Source organism: Streptomyces cyslabdanicus (genome assembly GCF_052663305.1).
Genome location: NZ_JBQRUW010000017.1, coordinates 1 through 18,911 on the forward strand (window position 1 = coordinate 1; position 18,911 = coordinate 18,911).

The window sequence follows — 18,911 nt, forward strand, 5'->3', positions numbered from 1 at the left end:
TGACGTTTTCTCAGCGGTGGTCATTTCCAGATTCTGTTGAGGGTGAGGGCGGCGCGGGCGATGTCGCCGATCCGGCTGGGGCTGAGGGTGATGTACTGCAGGGTGCGCCAGCGCTGCTTGAGTTCGGCTGCGGCACGTTCACCGAGAGCTCGGACGCCTCTGATCAGGCTGTTCGTGGTGCGCGTATCGGCGTCCAGGGCCCGTTCGGACCGGCCCTTCGGGCGGCGGACGGGGACGAGGATGCCGATGCCGGCGCCGATGTAGCCCTTGTCGGCCAGGGTGGGCAGGCCGTCGGCCGCCGCCTTGTACAGCGCGGGGAGCGCGTGGATGCGGGCGGCGGTGATATCGGGGGTGGAGCCGGGCTCCACCTCGGAGACCCACAACGGGGCGCCGTCCGGGGCGGACAGGAACTGTACGTTCCCGCCGAATGCCCTGTGCTTCTGGCTGAACCACAGGTCGTTGCCGTTGTCGCGGACGCCGGCGAGGCGGTCCGTTTCGATGAGCGTGCCGTCGAGGATCACGTGGGTCATGCCCTCTTGTTGGCAGCGGTCCAGGACCTCGTGCAGGTCGGGGGCCTGGGCGGCGAGGACGTCGATGCCTTCGTGCAGGTAGCGGTAGCCGGTGGCCTGGGAGATGCCAGCGTCGCGGGCCAGGCAGTGGACGCAGCCGCGTTCGCGGAACCAGCGCAGGACCAGCACGGCCTGGCGGAACGAGCCGAGCGCGCGGCTGCCGCGCGGGGTGCCGATTCGGCGGCGGTGGGCAGCGAGCAGACGCGAGAGGTGGTCCACGACGTGGCGCGGGACATCGAGCGTGGCAACATAGGTGACCAACGTGAAGCCTCTGGTGGTTACGGACATGATCTTGTGGTGAGACCTGTCCTACCAGGGGCTTTACGTCTGTCCACGGCCGGGCCCAGCTCGTCCGGCCTGCTCACGTATCGAGTGGTTCATGACGCTTCGCGTAGATCATTTCGCTGAGAAAACGTCATTGGCTCGAAGAGCTCGGGTGTCGACATCTCGAACAGGAACTGGGTCAGCAGGTCTTCATGTCCCGGCTCGATGTCGACGTCCTCGCGCATGTGCAGTTCCTCGGTCCACGCAGTCAGGTCGCCGGGAAGTGCTTCCCCGTCGAGCACCTTGCGCAGAGCGGCCTGGGCACCCGCGCGGTCCAGCACCACTACGGGAAACTCACCCTCCGGGATCATGCGGGCCGCTGCGACCAGGTCCTCAATCCGGCCCTTCCACCAGACTAGGTCGAGCAGGACCTGTCGGCTGTGTGATGCCATCGCGGACACCCTTCCTTTCCGAGTCATGCCGCCCGCGCCGAGCGTTCGACGAGGTGGCCGCGTTCGAAGCGGGCTCCGGAGCGGACGAGGGCGACGAGGTGGGGCGCATTCACGGCCCGCCACCGTTGCTGGGCGGACTCGACGAGTTTGAAGAACATGGTCAGGGCCGCGGTGCGGGAGCCGGCGCCGCGGGTGACCTTGGTCCGCAGCCGGACGGTGGAGCGTACCCAGCATGTACGTCTACCAGTTCACTCAGTCGCGCCCGATGGCCATCGTGGCGCGGCGGCTGGCCTACCTGCCCTCCTGCGCGCTCGTCGTCCTGACGCTCCGGCATCGGATCTGGCCTCGGGCTTTCGCGCGCCCAGCAGACTGGAGGTCTTGATGACGTAGGTGATCTTCGGTCGTAGGCTCGCTGTCGCCTGCCGGTGGAGGTCCGGTCCGGGTAGCTGCCAGGAGGCCCGGTAGCAGACTGGCGGTGTCGGGGGGAAACACCCGGCGTCGAAGCCCAGTGTCGAACGCCCTGCAAGGGGGAGCAAAGCAGCGGTCCGTAGCATCACGCGAAGCCTGCGGCATCGTTAGAGGCCCGCCTCTCGGGGCGGGGACAGGGAGTGCCGAGCCCCCGAAATCAGGGCGAAGGCCATGGAAGCGGCGAAGGCCCTGGCGATGCAGCCGTGATGCCTGCTCCGCGACGCGCAGTCGTGCTGCGGCTAAGTGGTGTTGTGTCAATTAGTTCTGACTGACCCTGGCCGCCGGCCTGTCGATATCGTGAAGCTAATTCACAGGCGGACCGGGCTGAGTTTGTGGCACTGCAAGTCCCTCATCAGTGAACTGCCGACGAGCATCCTCGAGAACGTGCCGGAAGAAGTCGCCACCGCCATGGTGGCCGAATTCCGCGAAGCCGGCGCCAGCGCTCATACCGAAGCGAATCCTTAGGGTTTCGGCACCCTGACTGCCACAAGATCCCCGACAGAGTCGAATTGCGGGACCGTCCACAGTACACAACCGGATCGTGATCGAACCTGGTGACGGCCCGAGAGGACTGTTGCCCAAGCTACCGGCATCGCTTGCCTGTGGCTGCCAGTGCGTCAGTGCAGCTTTTGCTGCTCCAGCCATCGGAAGACATCGGACCTCTTGTACTGGACCTTCGCATTTCTGCCCCGACCAAGCTTGTAGCCCTTGAGTCCCAGCTTTCGGACTTCTCTGTATACCCAGCTCTCGGACATGTTGATCATGGCTGCGAGCTCGGAAGTGTCCATGAGTATGGGCTCCACAGTGGAGCTGCTGCCCCCAGCGGAATGTGGCCGAGGGGTCTTCTCGGAGCGGTTTCGTCCCGTGTGCATCGGCATCTCTTCTCCGTTCGGTGAGGTACTCATCGGGGCCCGAGGGCTATTCGTCAAGGCGGACGACCGGCTTGATCGGGATAGGAGAATGATGCGGAGTATCGCCGGTTTGGCTAACCGGCGAACTCCGGCTATGTTTCGCGCCGCCTCGTGATGTGGCACCTCCGACGTGGGGTGTTCGGGGGCCTGTCAGACTCGGCTGTGAGCCCCTGGGGGCCTTCACTCCGAACCGTGATGGATGGGCTCGGTGTGACCCTCGTGAGGGTGCTTCTTGCCTGACAGGGAGTCAGGAAAGTCAGCAATGGGTCAGCGTGAGTCCTGCTAGAGGCTCAAAAATTCGGCAAAACATACAGGTGGTTGAATTCTTCAACAATCGACGGCTGGTTCGGGAATGCAAACGTCCCTTGTGTAAAGCCGTTCCGGGTTTCCTTGTGCTGCCTGGCCCCTAGTGTGTGGCTCTACCAGGCCCGCCGTGTCTGCCGGCCGTAGAGGATGCGGGGCGGTTCGGGTGGTGGGGGCGTGCCCGGTTTGAGGGGCCAGGCGAGGATCATGCCGACGATGAAGCCGACCACGTGGGCCAGGTACGCCACGCTGCCCGCCTCGGCGACGGCCTGGCCGGAGGAGTAGAACGCCTGGAGCACGAACCAGGAGCCCAGCACCACCCAGGCCGGCAGCCGCAGCGGCAGGAAGAGGAGGAAGGGGACGAGGATCCAGACCCGTGCCCTCGGGTAGAGCAGCAGGTAGGCGCCGAGGACGCCGGCGATGGCTCCCGAGGCGCCGATCAGGGGAGTGGTGGAGGTGGGATTCGTGAGAGCAAATCCGTATGCGGCCGCGTACCCGCAGACCAGGTAGAACAGCAGGTACCGCACATGGCCCATGCGGTCCTCGATGTTGTTGCCGAAGATGAGCAGGAACAGCATGTTGCCCAGCAGGTGCAGCCAGCTGCCGTGCACGAACATCGCCGTGAGGACCGACAGCACGGGCGACTTGTCGTAGGTGGGCGGCCCCACCACGCAGCCCGGGCCGTGCACGCCCACCCCGACGGCGCCCGTCGGGACCAGCGACGGCAACTGGTGGTGGATCAGCTCTCTGGGCACCAGCGCGAACTGCTCCGTGAAGGCCTGCAGATGGCACAGCTGCGCCAGCGTGCCGCTGCCCGTGACGGATCCGGCGATGCCGGGCGTGAGCAGGAACACGACGACGTTCGCGGCGATCAGCGCGTAGGTCACCCACGGGGTGTGCCGCGTCGGGTTCACATCATGGACGGGAATGACCACGGAGAAGTACTGCCCGCGATGCGCTCGCCGAATCGGTGAACGCCGCCGTCCGCGTGTACGTACGTCCACTCGAGCACCCGCGGCCCGGGGAAGGCGGGCCGCGGGGACGACGTGCGGAGCAGGCGCCGCGACGGCGTCGGCGGCGCGGGGTCAGGGCGTGCTGTCGCGGACCTTCGCCGCGGCCTTACGGGCCGCCACGAGCACCGGATCCCACACCGGGGAGAACGGCGGCGCGTAGCCCAGGTCCAGGGCCGTCATCTGCTCCACCGTCAGACCGGCCGTGAGGGCGACCGCGGCGACGTCGACCCGCTTCCCCGCGCCCTCACGGCCGACGATCTGCACGCCCAGCAGGCGGCCGGTACGGTGTTCGGCGATCATCTTGACGGTCATCGGGGCGGCGCCCGGGTAGTAGCCGGCACGGCTGGTCGACTCGACGGTGACCGTCTCGAACCTCAGGCCCGCCCGGCGGGCGTCCTTCTCGCGCAGCCCGGTGCGCGCGATCTCCAGGTCGCACACCTTGCTCACCGCGGCGCCGACCACGCCCGGGAAGGTGGCGTAGCCGCCGCCCGCGTTGGTGCCGATGATCTGGCCGTGCTTGTTGGCGTGGGTGCCCAGCGGGACGTGGCGCTCCTGTCCGGAGACCAGGTCCAGGACCTCCACGCAGTCGCCGCCGGCCCAGATGTTCTCGTGGCCGCGCACCCGCATCGCCCGGTCGGTGAGCAGGCCGCCGTGCGCGCCGAGCGGGAGTCCGGCCGCCCGCGCGAGCGCGGTCTCCGGGTGCACCCCGATGCCCAGCACGACCACGTCCGCCGGGTACTCGGCGTCCGCGGTGACCACCGCCCTGACCCGCCCGTCATCACCGGTGAGCACCGCGGTCACCTCGGCGTCGCCGACCATGGTGATGCCCAGGCCCGACATGGCCCGGTGCACCAGGCGGCCCATGTCGGGGTCGAGCGTGGACATCGGCTCCCGGCCGCGGTCGACGACCGTCACCTCGTAGCCGCGCCTGATGAGCGCCTCGGCCATCTCCACCCCGATGTACCCCGCGCCGATCACCACCGCCCGGCGGCCACGCGCGCGTGCGAGGCTGTCCAGCAGGGCCTGGCCGTCGTCGAGGGTCTGCACCCCGTGCACGCCGGGCGCGTCGGCGCCGGGCATGTCGGGCCGGACCGGGCGGGCCCCCGTCGCGATCACGAGTTTGTCGTACGACGTCCAGGTCTCCGCGCCGGAGTCGACCTCCCGCGCGCGCACGCGCCCGGCGGCCACGTCGATCTCCGTCACCTCGGTGCGCATCCGCAGGTCGATGCCCCGCGCGCGGTGCTCCTCCGGCGTGCGCGCGATCAGCAGGTCCCGCTCGTCGACGTCGCCGCCCACCCAGTAGGGGATGCCGCACGCCGAGAACGAGGTGAAGTGGCCGCGTTCGAACGCCACGATCTCCAGCTCGTCCGGCCCGCGCAGCCGGCGTGCCTGCGACGCCGCGGACATTCCCGCGGCGTCGCCGCCGACCACGACAAGGCGTTCCTTCGTACCCAGGCCACCCCGTGCTGCCTCACCCCGTGTCGCGCTCACGTCCATGCGCACACGCTACGGGCGGAATACGGGGAGAATCGCGGTCTCAGTCCCGGGAGTCCGCCTCGCCGTCGGGTTCCGCGGCCGGGGGCATGGGCTCCCCGGCCGGGGGCGCCGGCGCCCGCCGGGAGCCGGGCAGCGCGCCCAGCGCGGTCATGGCGGGCGTGTCGTCGGCGGGCCGCCGCGGCAGCCGGGGCCGTACGACCCGCAGCCACAGCGCCGCGACGAGAGCCGCCGCCACGGCGAACGGAAGCAGCGCCCCGACGGCCAGGGCGATCCAGCGGAGCACGGTGACGAACACGTGCCAGCCGCCCGCCAGCGCGTCCACGAACCCGGGCCGGTCCTCCTCGGGAGCGGGCGCCTTGGGCGGCGTCCGGGACAGCGACAGGGTGATGGTCGCCAGGCTCGTGCGGTCCTTCAGCGACGCCTGCTGGGCCAGCAGTGCCTCCAGATCGGACTCGCGGCGGCTCAGCTCGCCCTCCAGGCTGACCACGTCGCTCAGCTGGGTCGCCTGGTCCATCAGCTCGCGCACCCGCGCCACACTCGCGCGCTGCGACGTGATGCGGCTGTCCACGTCGACGACCTGGTCGGTGACGTCCTGCGCCTTCGCCGTGCGCTCGATCAGTTTGCCGGTGCCCTGCAGGTCGCCGAGGACCTCGTCGTACTTCTCGGCGGGCACGCGCAGCACCACACGGGTGCGCTCGTGGCCCTCCGCGTCGAGGCTGGTGTTCTCGTCGCCGACGTAGCCCCCGGCGTTCTCGGTGGTGGTGCGGGCGGTGTCGAGGGCCTTCGACACGTCCTTGACCTCCACGGTGAGCGAGGCGGTGCGGATGATGTGGCTCACGGCGGCCCGGGGCGGCGCGGTGGTCCTCGCCTCGGAGGCCCGGTCGCCGCCGCTGCCCGGCGCGTCCCTCTGGTTCTCGCTGCCGGCCGCGTTTCCCCGGCTCTCGCTGCCGGCCGCGTCCGCGGCGGACTTGGCCGCGGAGCCGCCGCTGTCGCCCGCGCCGCACCCGGTGAGCGACAGGGCGGCGGCGAGCAGCAGCCCGGCGGCGAGCAGCAGCCCGGCCAGCGCGGAAGCGGGCGGGACGGAACGTCGTGTGCGCATGTGGCATACCCCCGAGGGTCCTCGTGACCACTGACGCTTCTTCGACTCCCGGGCCGCACGAGACGTTGGCCGCGAACGGTTCCGATGCGGTCACGTTCACGACTCGGGCCGGACACCGGGGCGCGGCGGGAGTGCCGGAGCGGTCTGAGAGAGTGGCCATATGAGCGCAACGGGTAAGGGCACGGGCCATGTCGTCGTCATCGGGGCCGGGATCGCGGGGCTCGCCGCCGCACACCGGTTGTTGCAGCGCGGGGCACGGGTGACCGTGCTGGAGGCGGCGGAACGGGTCGGCGGCAAGCTGCTGCCGGGCGAGATCGCGGGCGTCCGCGTCGACCTGGGTGCCGAGTCGATGCTGGCCCGCCGGCCCGAGGCCGTGACCCTCGCGCGCGAGACGGGGCTCGCCGACCACCTCCAGCCGCCCGCCACGGCGAGCGCCTCGATCTGGACCCGCGGTGCCCTGCGCCCCATGCCGAAGGGTCACGTCATGGGTGTCCCCGGCGCCGCCTCCGCGCTGGCCGGCGTGCTGTCCGAGGAGGGCCTCGCCCGCATCGGGCGCGACGCCGAGCTGCCCCGCACGGAGGTCGGCGACGACGTGGCGGTCGGCGAGTACGTGGCGGCCCGGCTGGGCCGCGAGGTCGTCGACCGCCTGGTCGAGCCCCTGCTCGGCGGGGTCTACGCCGGTGACGCCTACCGCATCTCGATGCGCTCGGCCGTCCCCCAGCTCTTCCGGGCCGCGCAGACCCACGACTCGCTGCTCGAAGGGGTCCGCGAGATCCAGGCCGCGGTGGCCGCCGCGCAGCAGACCGGGCCGGTGTTCATGGGCATCGAGGGCGGTGTGGGCCGGCTGCCGCTCGCGGTCGCGGAGTCGGTGCGGGCCCGCGGCGGCGAGATCCTGACCGGCACACCGGTGACGGAGCTGCGCAGGCAGGACCGTACGTCCTGGCGGGTGGCCGCCGGTGACCGCGTACTGCACGCCGACGCGGTGGTCCTCGCCGTGCCCGCGCCTGTCGCCGCCGGGCTGCTGCGCGCCGAGTCCCCGGAGGCCGCCGCCGAGCTGCGGGCCGTCGAGTACGCCTCGATGGCCCTGATCAGCCTGGCCTACCGCCGCGCCGACGCCACCCTGCCCGAGGGCAGCGGCTTCCTGGTGCCCCCCGTCGACGGCCGCACCATCAAGGCGTCCACGTTCGCCTCCCACAAGTGGGGCTGGATCGCCGAGGAGGACCCGGACGTGCTGGTGGTGCGCACCTCCGTGGGGCGGTACGGCGAGACGGAGATCCTCCAGCGCGAGGACGCCGACCTCGTCGAGGTCTCCCGGCACGACCTGCGCGAGGCGACCGGCCTGGACGCCGAGCCTCTTCAGACCCGCGTCACCCGCTGGACCGACGGCCTGCCGCAGTACCCCGTCGGCCACCACGCGCGCGTGGCCCGCATCCGCGAGCACGTCGGCAAGCTGCCCTCTCTGGCGGTGTGCGGCGCGGTGTACGACGGGGTGGGCATCCCGGCGTGCGTCGCGAGCGCGTACGCGGCCGTGGACCAGCTGGAGGGCGACCTGCGGGCCGTGCGGGAGCTCACCGCGGACCCGGTGCAGAGTCTGCACGGGGGAGCGGGAGAATAGCATCATGAGTGACGACGCCCCTACCACCGAGTCCGGCAGGATCCCGAACAAGGGCAAGCTGGCCAAGGACCTCAACGAGGTCATCCGCTACACGCTGTGGTCCGTCTTCAAGCTGAAGGACCTGCTTCCCGAGGACCGCACCGGCTACGCGGACGAGGTCCAGGAACTGTTCGACCAGCTCGCCGCCAAGGACGTGACCATCCGCGGCACGTACGACCTCTCGGGCCTGCGTGCCGACGCCGACCTCATGATCTGGTGGCACGCCGAGACCAGCGACCAGCTCCAGGACGCGTACAACCTCTTCCGCCGCACGAAGCTCGGCCGCGCGCTGGAGCCGGTGTGGTCGAACATGGCGCTGCACCGCCCCGCCGAGTTCAACCGCTCGCACATCCCGGCGTTCCTCGCCGACGAGACGCCGCGCGACTACGTCAGCGTCTACCCGTTCGTGCGCTCCTACGACTGGTACCTGCTGCCCGACGAGGACCGCCGCCGCATGCTCGCCGACCACGGCAAGATGGCCCGCGGCTTCCCGGACGTGCGGGCCAACACGGTCGCGTCCTTCTCCCTCGGCGACTACGAGTGGATCCTCGCCTTCGAGGCCGACGAGCTGCACCGCATCGTCGACCTCATGCGCCACCTGCGCGGCTCCGAGGCGCGCCGGCACGTGCGCGAGGAGATCCCGTTCTTCACCGGGCGTCGCAAGGACATCGCCGAGCTGGTGGCGGGTCTGGCCTGATCAGCGGTGGCCGCGGGCCGGCCGGTCGCGCCCTTCAGGGCCTCGCGCAGTCGGTGTGCGCGCAGCCTCTGGAAGGCCGGGCCGGCCGGCCCGCGGCTTTGCGCGCGGGGCGCACGTCCAGGGGGCGCTCACCCAGGGCGCGAGGCTGACGCCGCGGTGGGCTACCGGTCCCGGAAGGCCCGGCGACGGGGGCGCCGGCCACGCGAGGAGCGGTCGGACGGGGAGTGGTCGGGCGAGGGCTGGTCGCGCGAGGGCCGGTCCCGGTGGGCGAAGGCCGCGCGCAGGTTCGGCTCGCCGACGGCGCTGATGCCGCGGACGGCCACGGACGCCAGGTACGTGCGCTCGTCACCGGTGCCGTTCACGCGCCGGGTCAGCGCGCCGAGCAGGCGCTGTCCGGCGGGGGAGGCCCAGCGCGAGTACGGATGGACCTCGAAGCGGGCGATGGCCAGGCAGCTCAGGGTGAGAGTGAGCGGCAGCGCGAACCAGAGGGCGATCAGCTCGCGGGGCATCCCGGTCGGGCCGGGCAGCAGCAGCGCGGTCGTACCCAGGGCGAGGACGGCCAGCGTGGCCGCCCGCACCCGGCGGACCCCGGCCGCGATCGTGGACCCGTCCCCGTCCGGCACGGCGAGACCGGCGCTGACGAGCCGGTCGGCGAGGCCGCGCACCGCGTCCGCGGTGGCCGCGGCCGTGCGCACCGGCGCGATCCGTGACTGTCCCTCCGGGCCGATCGCCCCTATGACGGAGCGCTCCATCTCGTCCCGCCCGCGCGGATCGACGACCGTCGCCCAGCCGGTGTGCGCGAGCAGCAGCCGGCGCTGGCGTGCCATGGAGACCAGGGTCAGATCGGCGACCCGTGCGGGTCCGCCCGACAGGAACGCCGCCTCGTAGAGCGTCAGATCGCGCTCCTGGCCCGCGTCCACGTCGACTGCCGCGGCGCGTACCGAGGCCAGGCACAGCCGAGTGCACGCCGTGCCCGCGAAGGCCCAGGCCAGAAGCAGGAGAAGGACCCAGAACATGACGCGTTTCTATGCCAGAGGCCTGGGAAAGGCCATGCCTTGTCCGTCATCCGGACAGAGTGTTGCCGGTATGTGACGTTCCGTTTGTTTCCCGCGGTCACGGCGTCAGGGCCGGTTCTCAGCGGCGCAGTAGGACCCTCTGCGCCGCGCGGGCCACCCGTGCCGCCGGGCGGCGCGACCGCGGCGCCGGTCCCGAGCGGTCAAGCCACCACTCCCGCACCTCCCGCCGGACCGCCGCGTCCCGGGGCCGATCGGCGAGCAGCAGGGACTCCGCGAACTCCAGCGCGTCCTGCCGGTATCCCCCGGTCATCGGGTGCCTCTGCGCGTACGCGAGGAAAGCGGTCCGGTACTCCTCCCCGAGCAGCACGGGCAGTTCGGGCGCCACCTTGGCCACGACGTCCGCCCGCTTCGCGGTCAGCGACCGTGCCTGCACGCCGATGCGCACCCGGTCGAACCCCTCCGGCACGGGCGTCCCGGCGACGAGCGCCGACAGCAGCGCGGTCTGCGCGAGGGCGACCCGCTGCCGCGCGGACTCCATGCCGCCCGTCCGCCGGTCCGGTCCGTGCGCACCGCGGTCGCCGGTGTCGGATGCGGCGGCGGGACCGGCGCCGCGTGCCGGTGCGGGTGTGGGGGCGGAGTCGGCCGCCCGCCGGGCCGCCACCCGCGAGGCCGCCGTACGCCCCGACTCCACCGCGGTCCCGATGGCCGTCAACTCCCGCTCCAGTTCGTCCGGTGCGGGGAAGTTCTCGTCGCGCTCCAGCAGGACCCCCGGCGGGGCGACGCGTGAGGCGAGGTCGGTCAGGATGTCGAGGACCGGGCGCGGCACCGGGTGGGCGTGGCTGTCGTGCCAGACGCCGTCACGTGCGAAGCCGCCCGCCACATGGACGTACGCGAGGGCCTCGACGGGGAGTTCGGCCAGCGCCCGGGCCGGATCCTCGCCCCGGTTGATGTGGTTGGTGTGCAGATTGGCCACGTCGATCAGCAGCCGCACCCCCGTGCGGTCGGCCAGCTCGTAGAGGAACTGGCCCTCCGTCAGCTCTTCGTCCGGCCAGGCCAGCAGCGCGGCGATGTTCTCCACGGCGAGCGGCACGGGCAGGGCCTCCTGCGCGATACGGACGTTCTCGCACAGCACGTCGAGGGCGTCGCGGGTGCGCGGCACGGGCAGCAGGTGCCCGGCCTCCAGCCGCGGGGAGGCGGTCAGCGCGCCGCCCCCACGGACGAACGCGATGTGCTCGGTCACCAGCGGCGAGCCGAGCGCCCGCGCCCGCTCGGCGAGGGCGGTCAGCCGGTCCTCGTCCGGCGGCTCGGCCCCGCCGAGGCCGAGCGAGACCCCGTGCGGCACCACGGTCACCCCGCGGCGGCGCAGGCGCAGCAGCGACTCGGGGAGATGGGCGGGGCACACGTTCTCGGCGACGACCTCGACCCAGTCGACGCCCGGCATCTCCTCCACGGCGTCCGCGATCTCCGGCCGCCACCCGATCCCCGTCCCGAGCCGCTCCATCGTGCCCCCGCCCCCTCTTGCCTCCACCGGTGAACGTGACGGGGGTATGGCCCGGCCGCCGGGCCCCGAACCCCGCCGCCCGCACCTTCAGAGCAACATTTGAGCTAGGGCCTGTCGTCAAACTCCCGTCGTCCGCCCGGAGGGCGGGCCTTGCGGGGTCAGGTGCGTGTTCTGGGGGTCCCCCCTGCTCGAAGAGCTTGGGGGAGCGTGCATGGCGTCGCGGGGCAGGCGGGGGTTTGACGACAGGGCCTTGGGCCCGAACCAGGACCCGTCGGGCCCCAGGTTGAAGATCAAGCTAGATCCGGCCTCGGCGCAGGGCGGGGTGTTCGGCGACGACCGTGCAGGAGCCGGGGGCGATCTCCGTGAAGCCGGCGTCGCGTACCACCGGCAGTCCGCCGGAGGTGAGGTCCCGCCAGTGGGCGTGACCGGCGGTGCGGACGGCGAGCGGGAAGCCCGCGTCCCGCCAGGCCGTGCGCTGCTCCTCGTCCAGCTCCCACCAGGCGAGCTGGGCGCCGTGACCCGCCTGGGCCATCGCCTTGCCCGCGGACATGTCCAGCAGCGGGCTCATCCACAGCACCGGGACGGCCGGGTCCGGCGCGGCGGGCGGCTCCGGGTCGTCGAGTTCGGTGCCGGAGACCTGGAGCCTCGCCAGGTCCTTGGGCCAGCCGTCCAGCGGTACGGGCGGGAAGACCCGCACCTGCGCGGTCCCGCCGGTCACGGTGATGCCGGGCAGGGCCTCGGCCCGCCGCCACTCCGCGCCGCGCGCCCGCCGCACCACCTTGCGGATCCGGGCGTCCTGCCAGTCCCGTACGGCCCGCGCCCACTCCCCGTCACCGGACGAGCGCTCGTCGGCGAGCAGCACCAGGACGGCCCGGGCCGCGGTCTCCAGGGCGTCCGCACGGGCCGGGGGAGCGGCCCGCTCGATCCGCGCCACCAGCGGCAGCACGAACTGCCGCGCCTGGTCGCGTGCGCCGGGCTCGGACCGGAACGGGCTGTCCTGCGGGACGGTGGCCGTGGTGCTCTCGTCGGTGCTCACGGCCACCAGTCTGCCAGCCGGGCGATCGGCGACCGGACGCCTCCGACCAGCGGGCGACCCCCGCCCGCCGTCCCCCGACCCCCGACCGGTCCGTCAGGCGCGGTCGGTCGCGGCGCCGATCAGGTCGGAGACCTTGACCAGGCGGTAGCCCCTCTTGCGCAGCTCCGGCACGACCGCGCGCACCACGCGGTCGGTGGTGGGGGCGGCGCTGCGGGTGCAGTGCATGACCACGACCGAGCCCGGCCTGACCCCGTCCAGGACCTGCCGGACCACGGCGTCCGCGTCCGTCGCGAAGGCGTCCCCGCTGACCACGTCCCACTGCACCACGGTGACGCCGAGACCGCTCAGCGCCCGCAGGGACTGCCGGTCGTAGCAGCCGCCGGGGAAGCGGAAGTACGGCATCGGGTGCGGCACGCCCGCCTTGCGGAACGCCTCGTACGCGCCCTCCACGTCCGACCGCATCCGGTCGGCGGGCACCGTGGGCAGGCCGTAGCAGTTCGCGGTGAACGCGTAGTGGCTGTAGGAGTGGTTGGCGAGTTCGAAGAGGGGGTCGCTGCCGATGGAGCGGGCCTGGTCCGGGTACTGCTCGGCCCAGCGCCCCGTCATGAACACCGTGGCCGGCACCTTCAGGGCGCGCAGGGTGGCGATGAGCTGCGGGTTGTCGAAGTGCTCGCCCGCCGCCGCACGCGGTCCCTGGTCGGCGGTCATGTCGGCGTCGAAGGTGAGGGCGACCGTCTTCCCCTTCGTCCGGGGGCCGTGGCTGAAGACGGGGGTCAGCCCGCCGGGTCCCGGGGTGAGGGCCGGCGGCCGGGAGGGCGAGGGTTCGGCCGCAGGGGAGGGGGAGGCCGACGCGGACGGGGAGGGTGCCGTCAGCCCGGCGCGGGACGCCCCGGTGCCGCCGCAGGCGGCCAGGGCGGCGCCCAGCGCGCAGACAGCGGCGATGCGTCGTACACGTCGTACAAGTGGGATCACCGGACGAAGATATGTCTTCCCCGGCCTTCCCTGATCGCGGGAACGGCGGCACGGCCGTGCGATCACCCGCCCGGTGGCCGCGTGCTCTCCGTTCCCGGCTGTAGGGCCTGTGGTGCGGGCTAGTGCCGCGACAGGCACTAGGTCCTGGTGCGGGCCGCGCTGCCGTCGGTGTCGGGGGTGACCGCGTCGGCGCTGCTTCGGACGGGGGTGATCGGGGCCGCCTCGGTGACGGCGCCGCCGGGATCCACGGGGGCCCGCACACCCTCGGATGTCCGGTCGTCCTCGGATGTCCGCTCACCTTCGAGCAGCCGTTCGGGTGTGCTGGGGGCCGTCGGCGCCACCCTCCGGTCCAGGCTCCCGTGCGGCTCCGGCTCCCGCTGGGCCTTCTCCAGGAACCGCAGCAGCTCGACCGGGAAGGGCAGGACCAGGGTGGAGTTCTTCTCGGCGGCGACCGCCGTCACCGTCTGGAGCAGGCGCAGTTGCAGCGCCGCGGGCGTGTCCGCCATCTGCTGGGCGGCCTCGGCCAGCTTCTTGGACGCCTGGAACTCCGCGTCCGCGTTGATGATGCGGGCCCGCCGGTCCCGGTCGGCCTCCGCCTGCCGGGCCATGGACCGCTTCATCGTGTCCGGCAGCGAGACGTCCTTGATCTCCACGCGGTCGATCTGCACGCCCCACCCGACGGCCGGACTGTCGATCATCAGCTCAAGACCCTGGTTGAGCTTCTCGCGGTTGGACAGCAGGTCGTCCAGGTCGCTCTTGCCGATGATCGAGCGCAGGGACGTCTGCGCCATCTGCGAGACCGCGAACTTGTAGTCCTCCACCCGGATGAGCGCGCTGGCGGCGTCGATCACCTTGAAGTAGACGACCGCGTCCACGCGCACCGTCACGTTGTCCCGGGTGATGCCCTCCTGGGCCGGGATCGGCAGCGTGACGATTTGCATGTTGACCTTGTAGAGCCGGTCCACGAACGGGACGATCACGGCCAGCCCCGGCTCGCGCGGCTCACCGGTCTGCCGCCCGAGGCGGAAGACCACCCCGCGCTCGTACTGCTTGACCACCCGCATCGCCGCCGTGAGGTACACGAACCCCACGCAGCCCGCGGTGATCACCGCGGTCACCACTTCCTGCACCATGACGAGGACTCCTCGACCGGTCGCCGGTATACGTGCTACGCACTCGATTCAACGATATGCCCGCTCCGAGCGCACGGTCGAGCCGCCGGACGGCCCGCGCTCGCACCGCGTCGCCGCCGGCGCCCGCCTCCGCTCCGCGGTCAGTGCGTCTCGACGAGTCCCCTGGCGTCCCGGGCGAGGGCGGTGAGGCGGGATATCGCGCGGAAGTACTTCTTGCGGTAGCCGCCGTTCAGCATCTCCTCGCTGAACAGCCGGTCGAAGGGCAGCCCGGAGGCCAGCACGGGCACCTCGCGGTCGTAGAGCCGGTCCGCGAGCACCACGAGCCGCAGTGCCGTCGACTGGTCCGGCACCGGGCGCACGTCGGTGAGGCACACGGCCGCCAGATCGTCGGTCAGGGCGCCGTAACGGCTGGGGTGCACCTTGGCCAGGTGCTCCAGCAGATGCGGGAAGTCGTCGAGCGAGGCGTTCCCGGTGGCGTACGCCGCCTTCGTCACCTGCTCGTCGGAGTACGGCGCCGGCGCCTCGGGCAGGCCGCGGTGGCGGTAGTCCTCGCCGTCGATGCGCAGCGTCCGGAAGTGCGCGGACAGGCCCTGGATCTCACGCAGGAAGTCCACGGCGGCGAAGCGGTCCTCGCCGAGCTTGCCCGGCAGCGTGTTGGAGGTGGCGGCGAGCGCGACGCCCGCGTCGACCAGCCTGCCGAGCAGGCTGGACACGAGCACGGTGTCGCCCGGGTCGTCCAGTTCGAACTCGTCGATGCACAGCAGGCGGTGGCCGGAGAGGGTCTCGACGGTCTGCTGGAAGCCGAGGGCGCCCACGAGGTTGGTCAGCTCGACGAAGGTGCCGAACGCCTTGAGCGCGGGCTCGGCCGGGGCGGCGTGCCACACGGAGGCCAGCAGGTGGGTCTTGCCGACGCCGTAACCACCGTCGAGGTAGACACCCCGGGGCCCGGCACCCGCGGCCTTGCCCTTCGCCTTGCCCTTCGCCTTGTCCTTCGCCCTGCCCTTGTCCTTGCTCCTGCCGAAGCCGAACAGGCCGCGCCGGCCCGAGCCGGTCGCGTGCGCCCCGCCGAGTCCGGCGGCGAAGTCGTCCAGGACCTCGACGGCCTCGGTCTGGCTGGGCTGCTTCGGGTCCGGGATGTACGTCGCGAAGCGCACCGCGTCGAAGCGCGGCGGCGGCACCATCTCGGCGACCAGCCGGTCAGCGGGGACGTGCGGCTCGCGCGTGCACAGGGACAGCGGGGCCGCGGCGGTCAGGGAGCTGAGCCCGGAGGCGGCTGGGGAGGACGACACGGTTCCCCATGGTAAGCGGCATGGAACACTGCACGTCATGCGACGCCTGTTCCCTGTGACCGACGAAACAGCAGCCCATCCCCCGGAAGGGACACACGAGGCCGGGGCGCACGGGGCCGGTGGTACGAGCGTGCCCGGCGCTCCGGTGGACCGGGAGTGGACCTTCGCCGAGCTGGCCGCCGCCTACGCCTACCCCGAGCCCCGGGCGGCGGGGGAGCCGTGGCTGCGCGCCAACATGGTCGCCACCCTGGACGGGGCCGCCCAGCACGAGGGCCGTTCGCAGCCCATCTCCAGCGCCGCCGACATGCGGATCTTCGGCACCCTGCGGGCGCTCGCCGACGTGGTGGTGGTCGGCGCGGAGACGGTACGCCAGGAGGGGTACCGCCCGGCCCGGGCCCGGGCGGAGTTCGCGGCGCTGCGGGAGGCGGCCGGGCAGGGGCCGGCACCGGCGATCGCGGTCGTCACGGCGAGCCTGGAGCTGGACTTCTCGCTGCCCCTGTTCACCTCGCCGCTGGTGCCCACGCTGATCCTCACGGGCGCGGCGGCCGCCCCGGAGCGGACGGCGGCGGCGGAGAAGGCGGGCGCCCGTGTGGTGGTCGCCGGAGACGGCGTCGGTGTGGACCCCGCCCGCGCCGTGAGGGCCCTGGCCGGGCTCGGCCACACCCGCCTGCTCACCGAGGGCGGCCCCCGCCTGCTCGGTCAGATGGTGGCGTCCGGCGCCCTGGACGAGATGTGCCTGACGGTCTCCCCGATGCTCACCGCGGGCGACGCCCAGCGCATCGCCGGCGGCCCCTCCGTCGCGGTCCCCCGGCGCTTCACGCTGGAGTCCCTGCTGGAGGACGACGGCTTCCTCTTCAGCAGGTACCGCCGCCCCTGACCGGAGCCCCACCACCCGCCTGCCGGGGCCCGCGCCCCGGGTGCGCGGAATCATGAGCGGAGTCACATGAGCGGAATCAATTGTTCCGGTCCGTGCGCGGTGGGTGAGCGAAATCCCGCGATACCCGTGCGGTCACGGGGCAGGATGGTTTCCGCAGGGGCTGCTTCGGCCCGTGGCGGAGACGGAGGGTCCAGGGACCCCCGGAGGAGAAAGGGCGCCTGGTGTTCACAAGCGTTTTGATGATCGAGAAGGCCCTGACGTCCGCCGACGTGGAGTTCGTCACCACCTTGCACGGCGAGGAGCCGGTCTTCTTCCACGTACTGCTCCAGCCGCGCGGCGACCAGGCGGACCGGTTGCTGCGGGCCATCGACGACATCGCGCTCGGCGAACTGGACGAGGCGGCGCGCGAGGGCGAGACGCCGGAGGGCGCGGACGCGCAGGGCGCCGGGGCGCAGGCCCTGGAGGTGTCCCTCATCGCGCTGCGCTCGGCGGGCAGCCGGGCCGAGGGCCGACTCGTCGAGGACCATCCGCTGGACTCCCTGAAGAGCCTGGTCGCCGAGGTCGGTGCCGACGAGGTGATCGTCCTGACCGACCCGCACTACGTGGAGGAGTTCTTCCACCGCGACTGGGCCTCCCGGGCCCGCCACAAGGTCGGTGTACCGGTCCTGAAGCTCTTCTCCCACAGCAAGGCATAGGCTGGGGCGGCGCCTCCGCACGGGGGCGCCGCATCGTCGTACCGCAGCCGCACCACCTGGGGAGAACAGCGCATGGCACCCGGCCTTCCTACCGCCATGGACCGACCGCACTTCATCGGCATCGGCGGCGCCGGAATGTCGGGCATCGCGAAGATCCTCGCGCAGCGCGGGGCCAAGGTGGCCGGCAGCGACGCCAAGGAGTCGGCGACCGTCGAGGCGCTGCGCGCGCTGGGCGCCACCGTGCACGTCGGGCACGCGGCCGAGCACCTCGCCGACGACGCCAGCTGCGTCGTCGTCTCCTCGGCGATCCGCGCGGACAACCCGGAGCTCGTCCGCGCGGCCGAGCTGGGCATCCCGGTCGTCCACCGCTCCGACGCGCTGGCCGCCCTGATGGCGGGCCTGCGTCCGATCGCGGTCGCCGGCACCCACGGCAAGACGACGACCACCTCGATGCTGGCCGTGTCCCTCGGCGAGCTGGGCCTGCGGCCGTCGTACGCCATCGGCGGCGACCTGGACGCCCCCGGCTCCAACGCGCTCCACGGCGACGGCGAGATCTTCGTCGCCGAGGCGGACGAGTCGGACCGCAGCTTCCACAAGTACGCGCCCGAGGTCGCCATCGTCCTCAACGTCGAACTCGACCACCACGCCAACTACGCCTCGATGGACGAGATCTACCAGTCCTTCGAGACCTTCGTGGACCGGATCGTGCCCGGCGGCACCCTGGTGGTCGCCGCCGACCACCCGGGCGCCCGGGAGCTGACCCGGCGCGTGGCCGGTGCGGTGCGGACGGTGACGTACGGCGAGGCCGAGGACGCCGACGTACGGATCCTGTCGGTCGTGCCGCAGGGCCTCAGGAGCGAGGTCACCGTCCTGCTGGACGGCACCGAGTTCACCTTCGCCGTCTCCGTGCCCGGCCGCCACTACGCGCACAACGCGGTCGCCGCGCTGGCCGCGGGCGCGGCCCTGGGCGTCCCGCCCGCCGAACTCGCCCCCGCGCTGGCCGCGTACACCGGTGTCAAGCGGCGCCTGCAACTCAAGGGCGAGGCCGGCGGCGTCCAGGTCGTCGACTCCTACGCACACCACCCGACCGAGATGACCGCCGACCTGGAGGCGATGCGCTCGGCCGCGGGCGACGGCCGGATCCTGGTCGTCTTCCAGCCCCACCTGTTCTCCCGCACCCAGGAGCTGGGCAAGGAGATGGGCCAGGCGCTGGCCCTCGCGGACGCCTCCGTCGTCCTGGACATCTACCCGGCCCGCGAGGACCCGCTCCCCGGCGTCACCAGCGAGCTGATCGTCGACGCCGCGCGGGCGGCGGACGCCGACGTGACGGCCGTCCACGACAAGGCCGAGGTGCCCGACGTGGTGGCGGGAATGGCGAAGGCCGGCGATCTCGTTCTCACCATGGGCGCGGGCGACGTCACCGACCTCGGACCGCGCATCCTGGACCGTCTGCCGAAGTGAGGGG

Annotated in this window: 18 protein-coding genes and 1 pseudogene; 6 read left to right on the plus strand and 13 right to left on the minus strand. The window is 72.2% G+C overall.

Features of this window, described 5'->3' with window-relative positions:
* Positions 1 to 20: 20 nt before the first annotated feature.
* From ACTYVM_RS12190 to ACTYVM_RS12200, 3 genes and pseudogenes are all read right to left on the minus strand, one after another.
* Positions 21 to 830 carry a transposase family protein gene (locus ACTYVM_RS12190; protein ID WP_445524258.1) on the minus strand — a complete coding sequence of 270 codons (810 nt, stop codon included), beginning with the start codon at positions 828 to 830 and terminating at the stop codon, positions 21 to 23.
* Between the two features lie 116 nt (positions 831 to 946).
* On the minus strand, positions 947 to 1,285 hold the full coding sequence (locus ACTYVM_RS12195; protein ID WP_445525950.1) for a hypothetical protein: 339 nt from the start codon (positions 1,283 to 1,285) through the stop codon (positions 947 to 949).
* A 23-nt stretch (positions 1,286 to 1,308) separates the two neighbouring features.
* Positions 1,309 to 1,506: pseudogene (locus ACTYVM_RS12200) on the minus strand (IS256 family transposase); the annotation flags it as partial.
* A 493-nt stretch (positions 1,507 to 1,999) separates the two neighbouring features.
* On the opposite strand from ACTYVM_RS12200, the gene ACTYVM_RS12205 reads away from it, so the two are divergent.
* A complete protein-coding gene (locus tag ACTYVM_RS12205) occupies positions 2,000 to 2,218 on the plus strand; it encodes a ribosomal protein L7/L12 (RefSeq protein ID WP_445526064.1) in 219 nt (72 codons plus the stop codon).
* A 152-nt stretch (positions 2,219 to 2,370) separates the two neighbouring features.
* Here the strand turns inward: ACTYVM_RS12205 and ACTYVM_RS12210 are convergent, their stop codons facing one another.
* The 4 genes from ACTYVM_RS12210 to ACTYVM_RS12225 all read right to left on the minus strand — a co-directional run bounded on the left by ACTYVM_RS12210 (position 2,371) and on the right by ACTYVM_RS12225 (position 6,576).
* On the minus strand, positions 2,371 to 2,658 hold the full coding sequence (locus tag ACTYVM_RS12210; protein WP_445525951.1) for a helix-turn-helix domain-containing protein: 288 nt from the start codon (positions 2,656 to 2,658) through the stop codon (positions 2,371 to 2,373).
* Positions 2,659 to 3,083: 425 nt separating this feature from the next.
* A complete protein-coding gene (locus ACTYVM_RS12215; protein ID WP_445525952.1) occupies positions 3,084 to 3,902 on the minus strand; it encodes a rhomboid family intramembrane serine protease in 819 nt (272 codons plus the stop codon).
* A gap of 150 nt (positions 3,903 to 4,052) precedes the next feature.
* Positions 4,053 to 5,477, minus strand: a complete 1,425-nt coding sequence (locus ACTYVM_RS12220) for an FAD-dependent oxidoreductase (protein WP_445525953.1) — start codon at positions 5,475 to 5,477, stop codon at positions 4,053 to 4,055.
* 40 nt (positions 5,478 to 5,517) lie between these two features.
* The gene (locus ACTYVM_RS12225) at positions 5,518 to 6,576 is read right to left on the minus strand and encodes a DUF4349 domain-containing protein (protein ID WP_445525954.1); all 1,059 of its coding nucleotides are present in this window, start codon (positions 6,574 to 6,576) and stop codon (positions 5,518 to 5,520) included.
* A 160-nt stretch (positions 6,577 to 6,736) separates the two neighbouring features.
* Between ACTYVM_RS12225 and hemG the strand changes: the two genes are divergently transcribed.
* Entirely contained in the window at positions 6,737 to 8,191 is a 1,455-nt protein-coding gene (gene hemG, locus ACTYVM_RS12230) for a protoporphyrinogen oxidase (protein ID WP_445525955.1), read from the plus strand.
* A gap of 4 nt (positions 8,192 to 8,195) precedes the next feature.
* Entirely contained in the window at positions 8,196 to 8,927 is a 732-nt protein-coding gene (gene hemQ, locus ACTYVM_RS12235; protein ID WP_445525956.1) for a hydrogen peroxide-dependent heme synthase, read from the plus strand.
* 161 nt (positions 8,928 to 9,088) lie between these two features.
* On the opposite strand, the gene ACTYVM_RS12240 is transcribed toward hemQ, so the two are convergent.
* From ACTYVM_RS12240 to zapE, 6 genes are all read right to left on the minus strand, one after another.
* A complete protein-coding gene (locus ACTYVM_RS12240; protein WP_445525957.1) occupies positions 9,089 to 9,943 on the minus strand; it encodes a TIGR04222 domain-containing membrane protein in 855 nt (284 codons plus the stop codon).
* Positions 9,944 to 10,061: 118 nt separating this feature from the next.
* Entirely contained in the window at positions 10,062 to 11,444 is a 1,383-nt protein-coding gene (locus tag ACTYVM_RS12245) for an MbnB/TglH/ChrH family RiPP precursor modification enzyme (protein WP_445525958.1), read from the minus strand.
* Positions 11,445 to 11,739: 295 nt separating this feature from the next.
* On the minus strand, positions 11,740 to 12,489 hold the full coding sequence (locus ACTYVM_RS12250; protein WP_445526065.1) for a peptidyl-tRNA hydrolase: 750 nt from the start codon (positions 12,487 to 12,489) through the stop codon (positions 11,740 to 11,742).
* 84 nt (positions 12,490 to 12,573) lie between these two features.
* Positions 12,574 to 13,452, minus strand: a complete 879-nt coding sequence (locus ACTYVM_RS12255; RefSeq protein ID WP_445525959.1) for a polysaccharide deacetylase family protein — start codon at positions 13,450 to 13,452, stop codon at positions 12,574 to 12,576.
* 137 nt (positions 13,453 to 13,589) lie between these two features.
* On the minus strand, positions 13,590 to 14,585 hold the full coding sequence (locus ACTYVM_RS12260; protein ID WP_445525960.1) for a slipin family protein: 996 nt from the start codon (positions 14,583 to 14,585) through the stop codon (positions 13,590 to 13,592).
* A 140-nt stretch (positions 14,586 to 14,725) separates the two neighbouring features.
* Entirely contained in the window at positions 14,726 to 15,874 is a 1,149-nt protein-coding gene (gene zapE / locus ACTYVM_RS12265; RefSeq protein ID WP_445525961.1) for a cell division protein ZapE, read from the minus strand.
* A gap of 37 nt (positions 15,875 to 15,911) precedes the next feature.
* On the opposite strand from zapE, the gene ACTYVM_RS12270 reads away from it, so the two are divergent.
* The 3 genes from ACTYVM_RS12270 to murC all read left to right on the plus strand — a co-directional run bounded on the left by ACTYVM_RS12270 (position 15,912) and on the right by murC (position 18,907).
* Positions 15,912 to 16,751, plus strand: a complete 840-nt coding sequence (locus ACTYVM_RS12270; protein WP_445525962.1) for a pyrimidine reductase family protein — start codon at positions 15,912 to 15,914, stop codon at positions 16,749 to 16,751.
* A 221-nt stretch (positions 16,752 to 16,972) separates the two neighbouring features.
* On the plus strand, positions 16,973 to 17,446 hold the full coding sequence (locus ACTYVM_RS12275; protein ID WP_445525963.1) for an indole-3-glycerol phosphate synthase: 474 nt from the start codon (positions 16,973 to 16,975) through the stop codon (positions 17,444 to 17,446).
* A 72-nt stretch (positions 17,447 to 17,518) separates the two neighbouring features.
* Positions 17,519 to 18,907 carry a UDP-N-acetylmuramate--L-alanine ligase gene (murC, locus tag ACTYVM_RS12280; protein WP_445525964.1) on the plus strand — a complete coding sequence of 463 codons (1,389 nt, stop codon included), beginning with the start codon at positions 17,519 to 17,521 and terminating at the stop codon, positions 18,905 to 18,907.
* Positions 18,908 to 18,911: the final 4 nt, after the last annotated feature.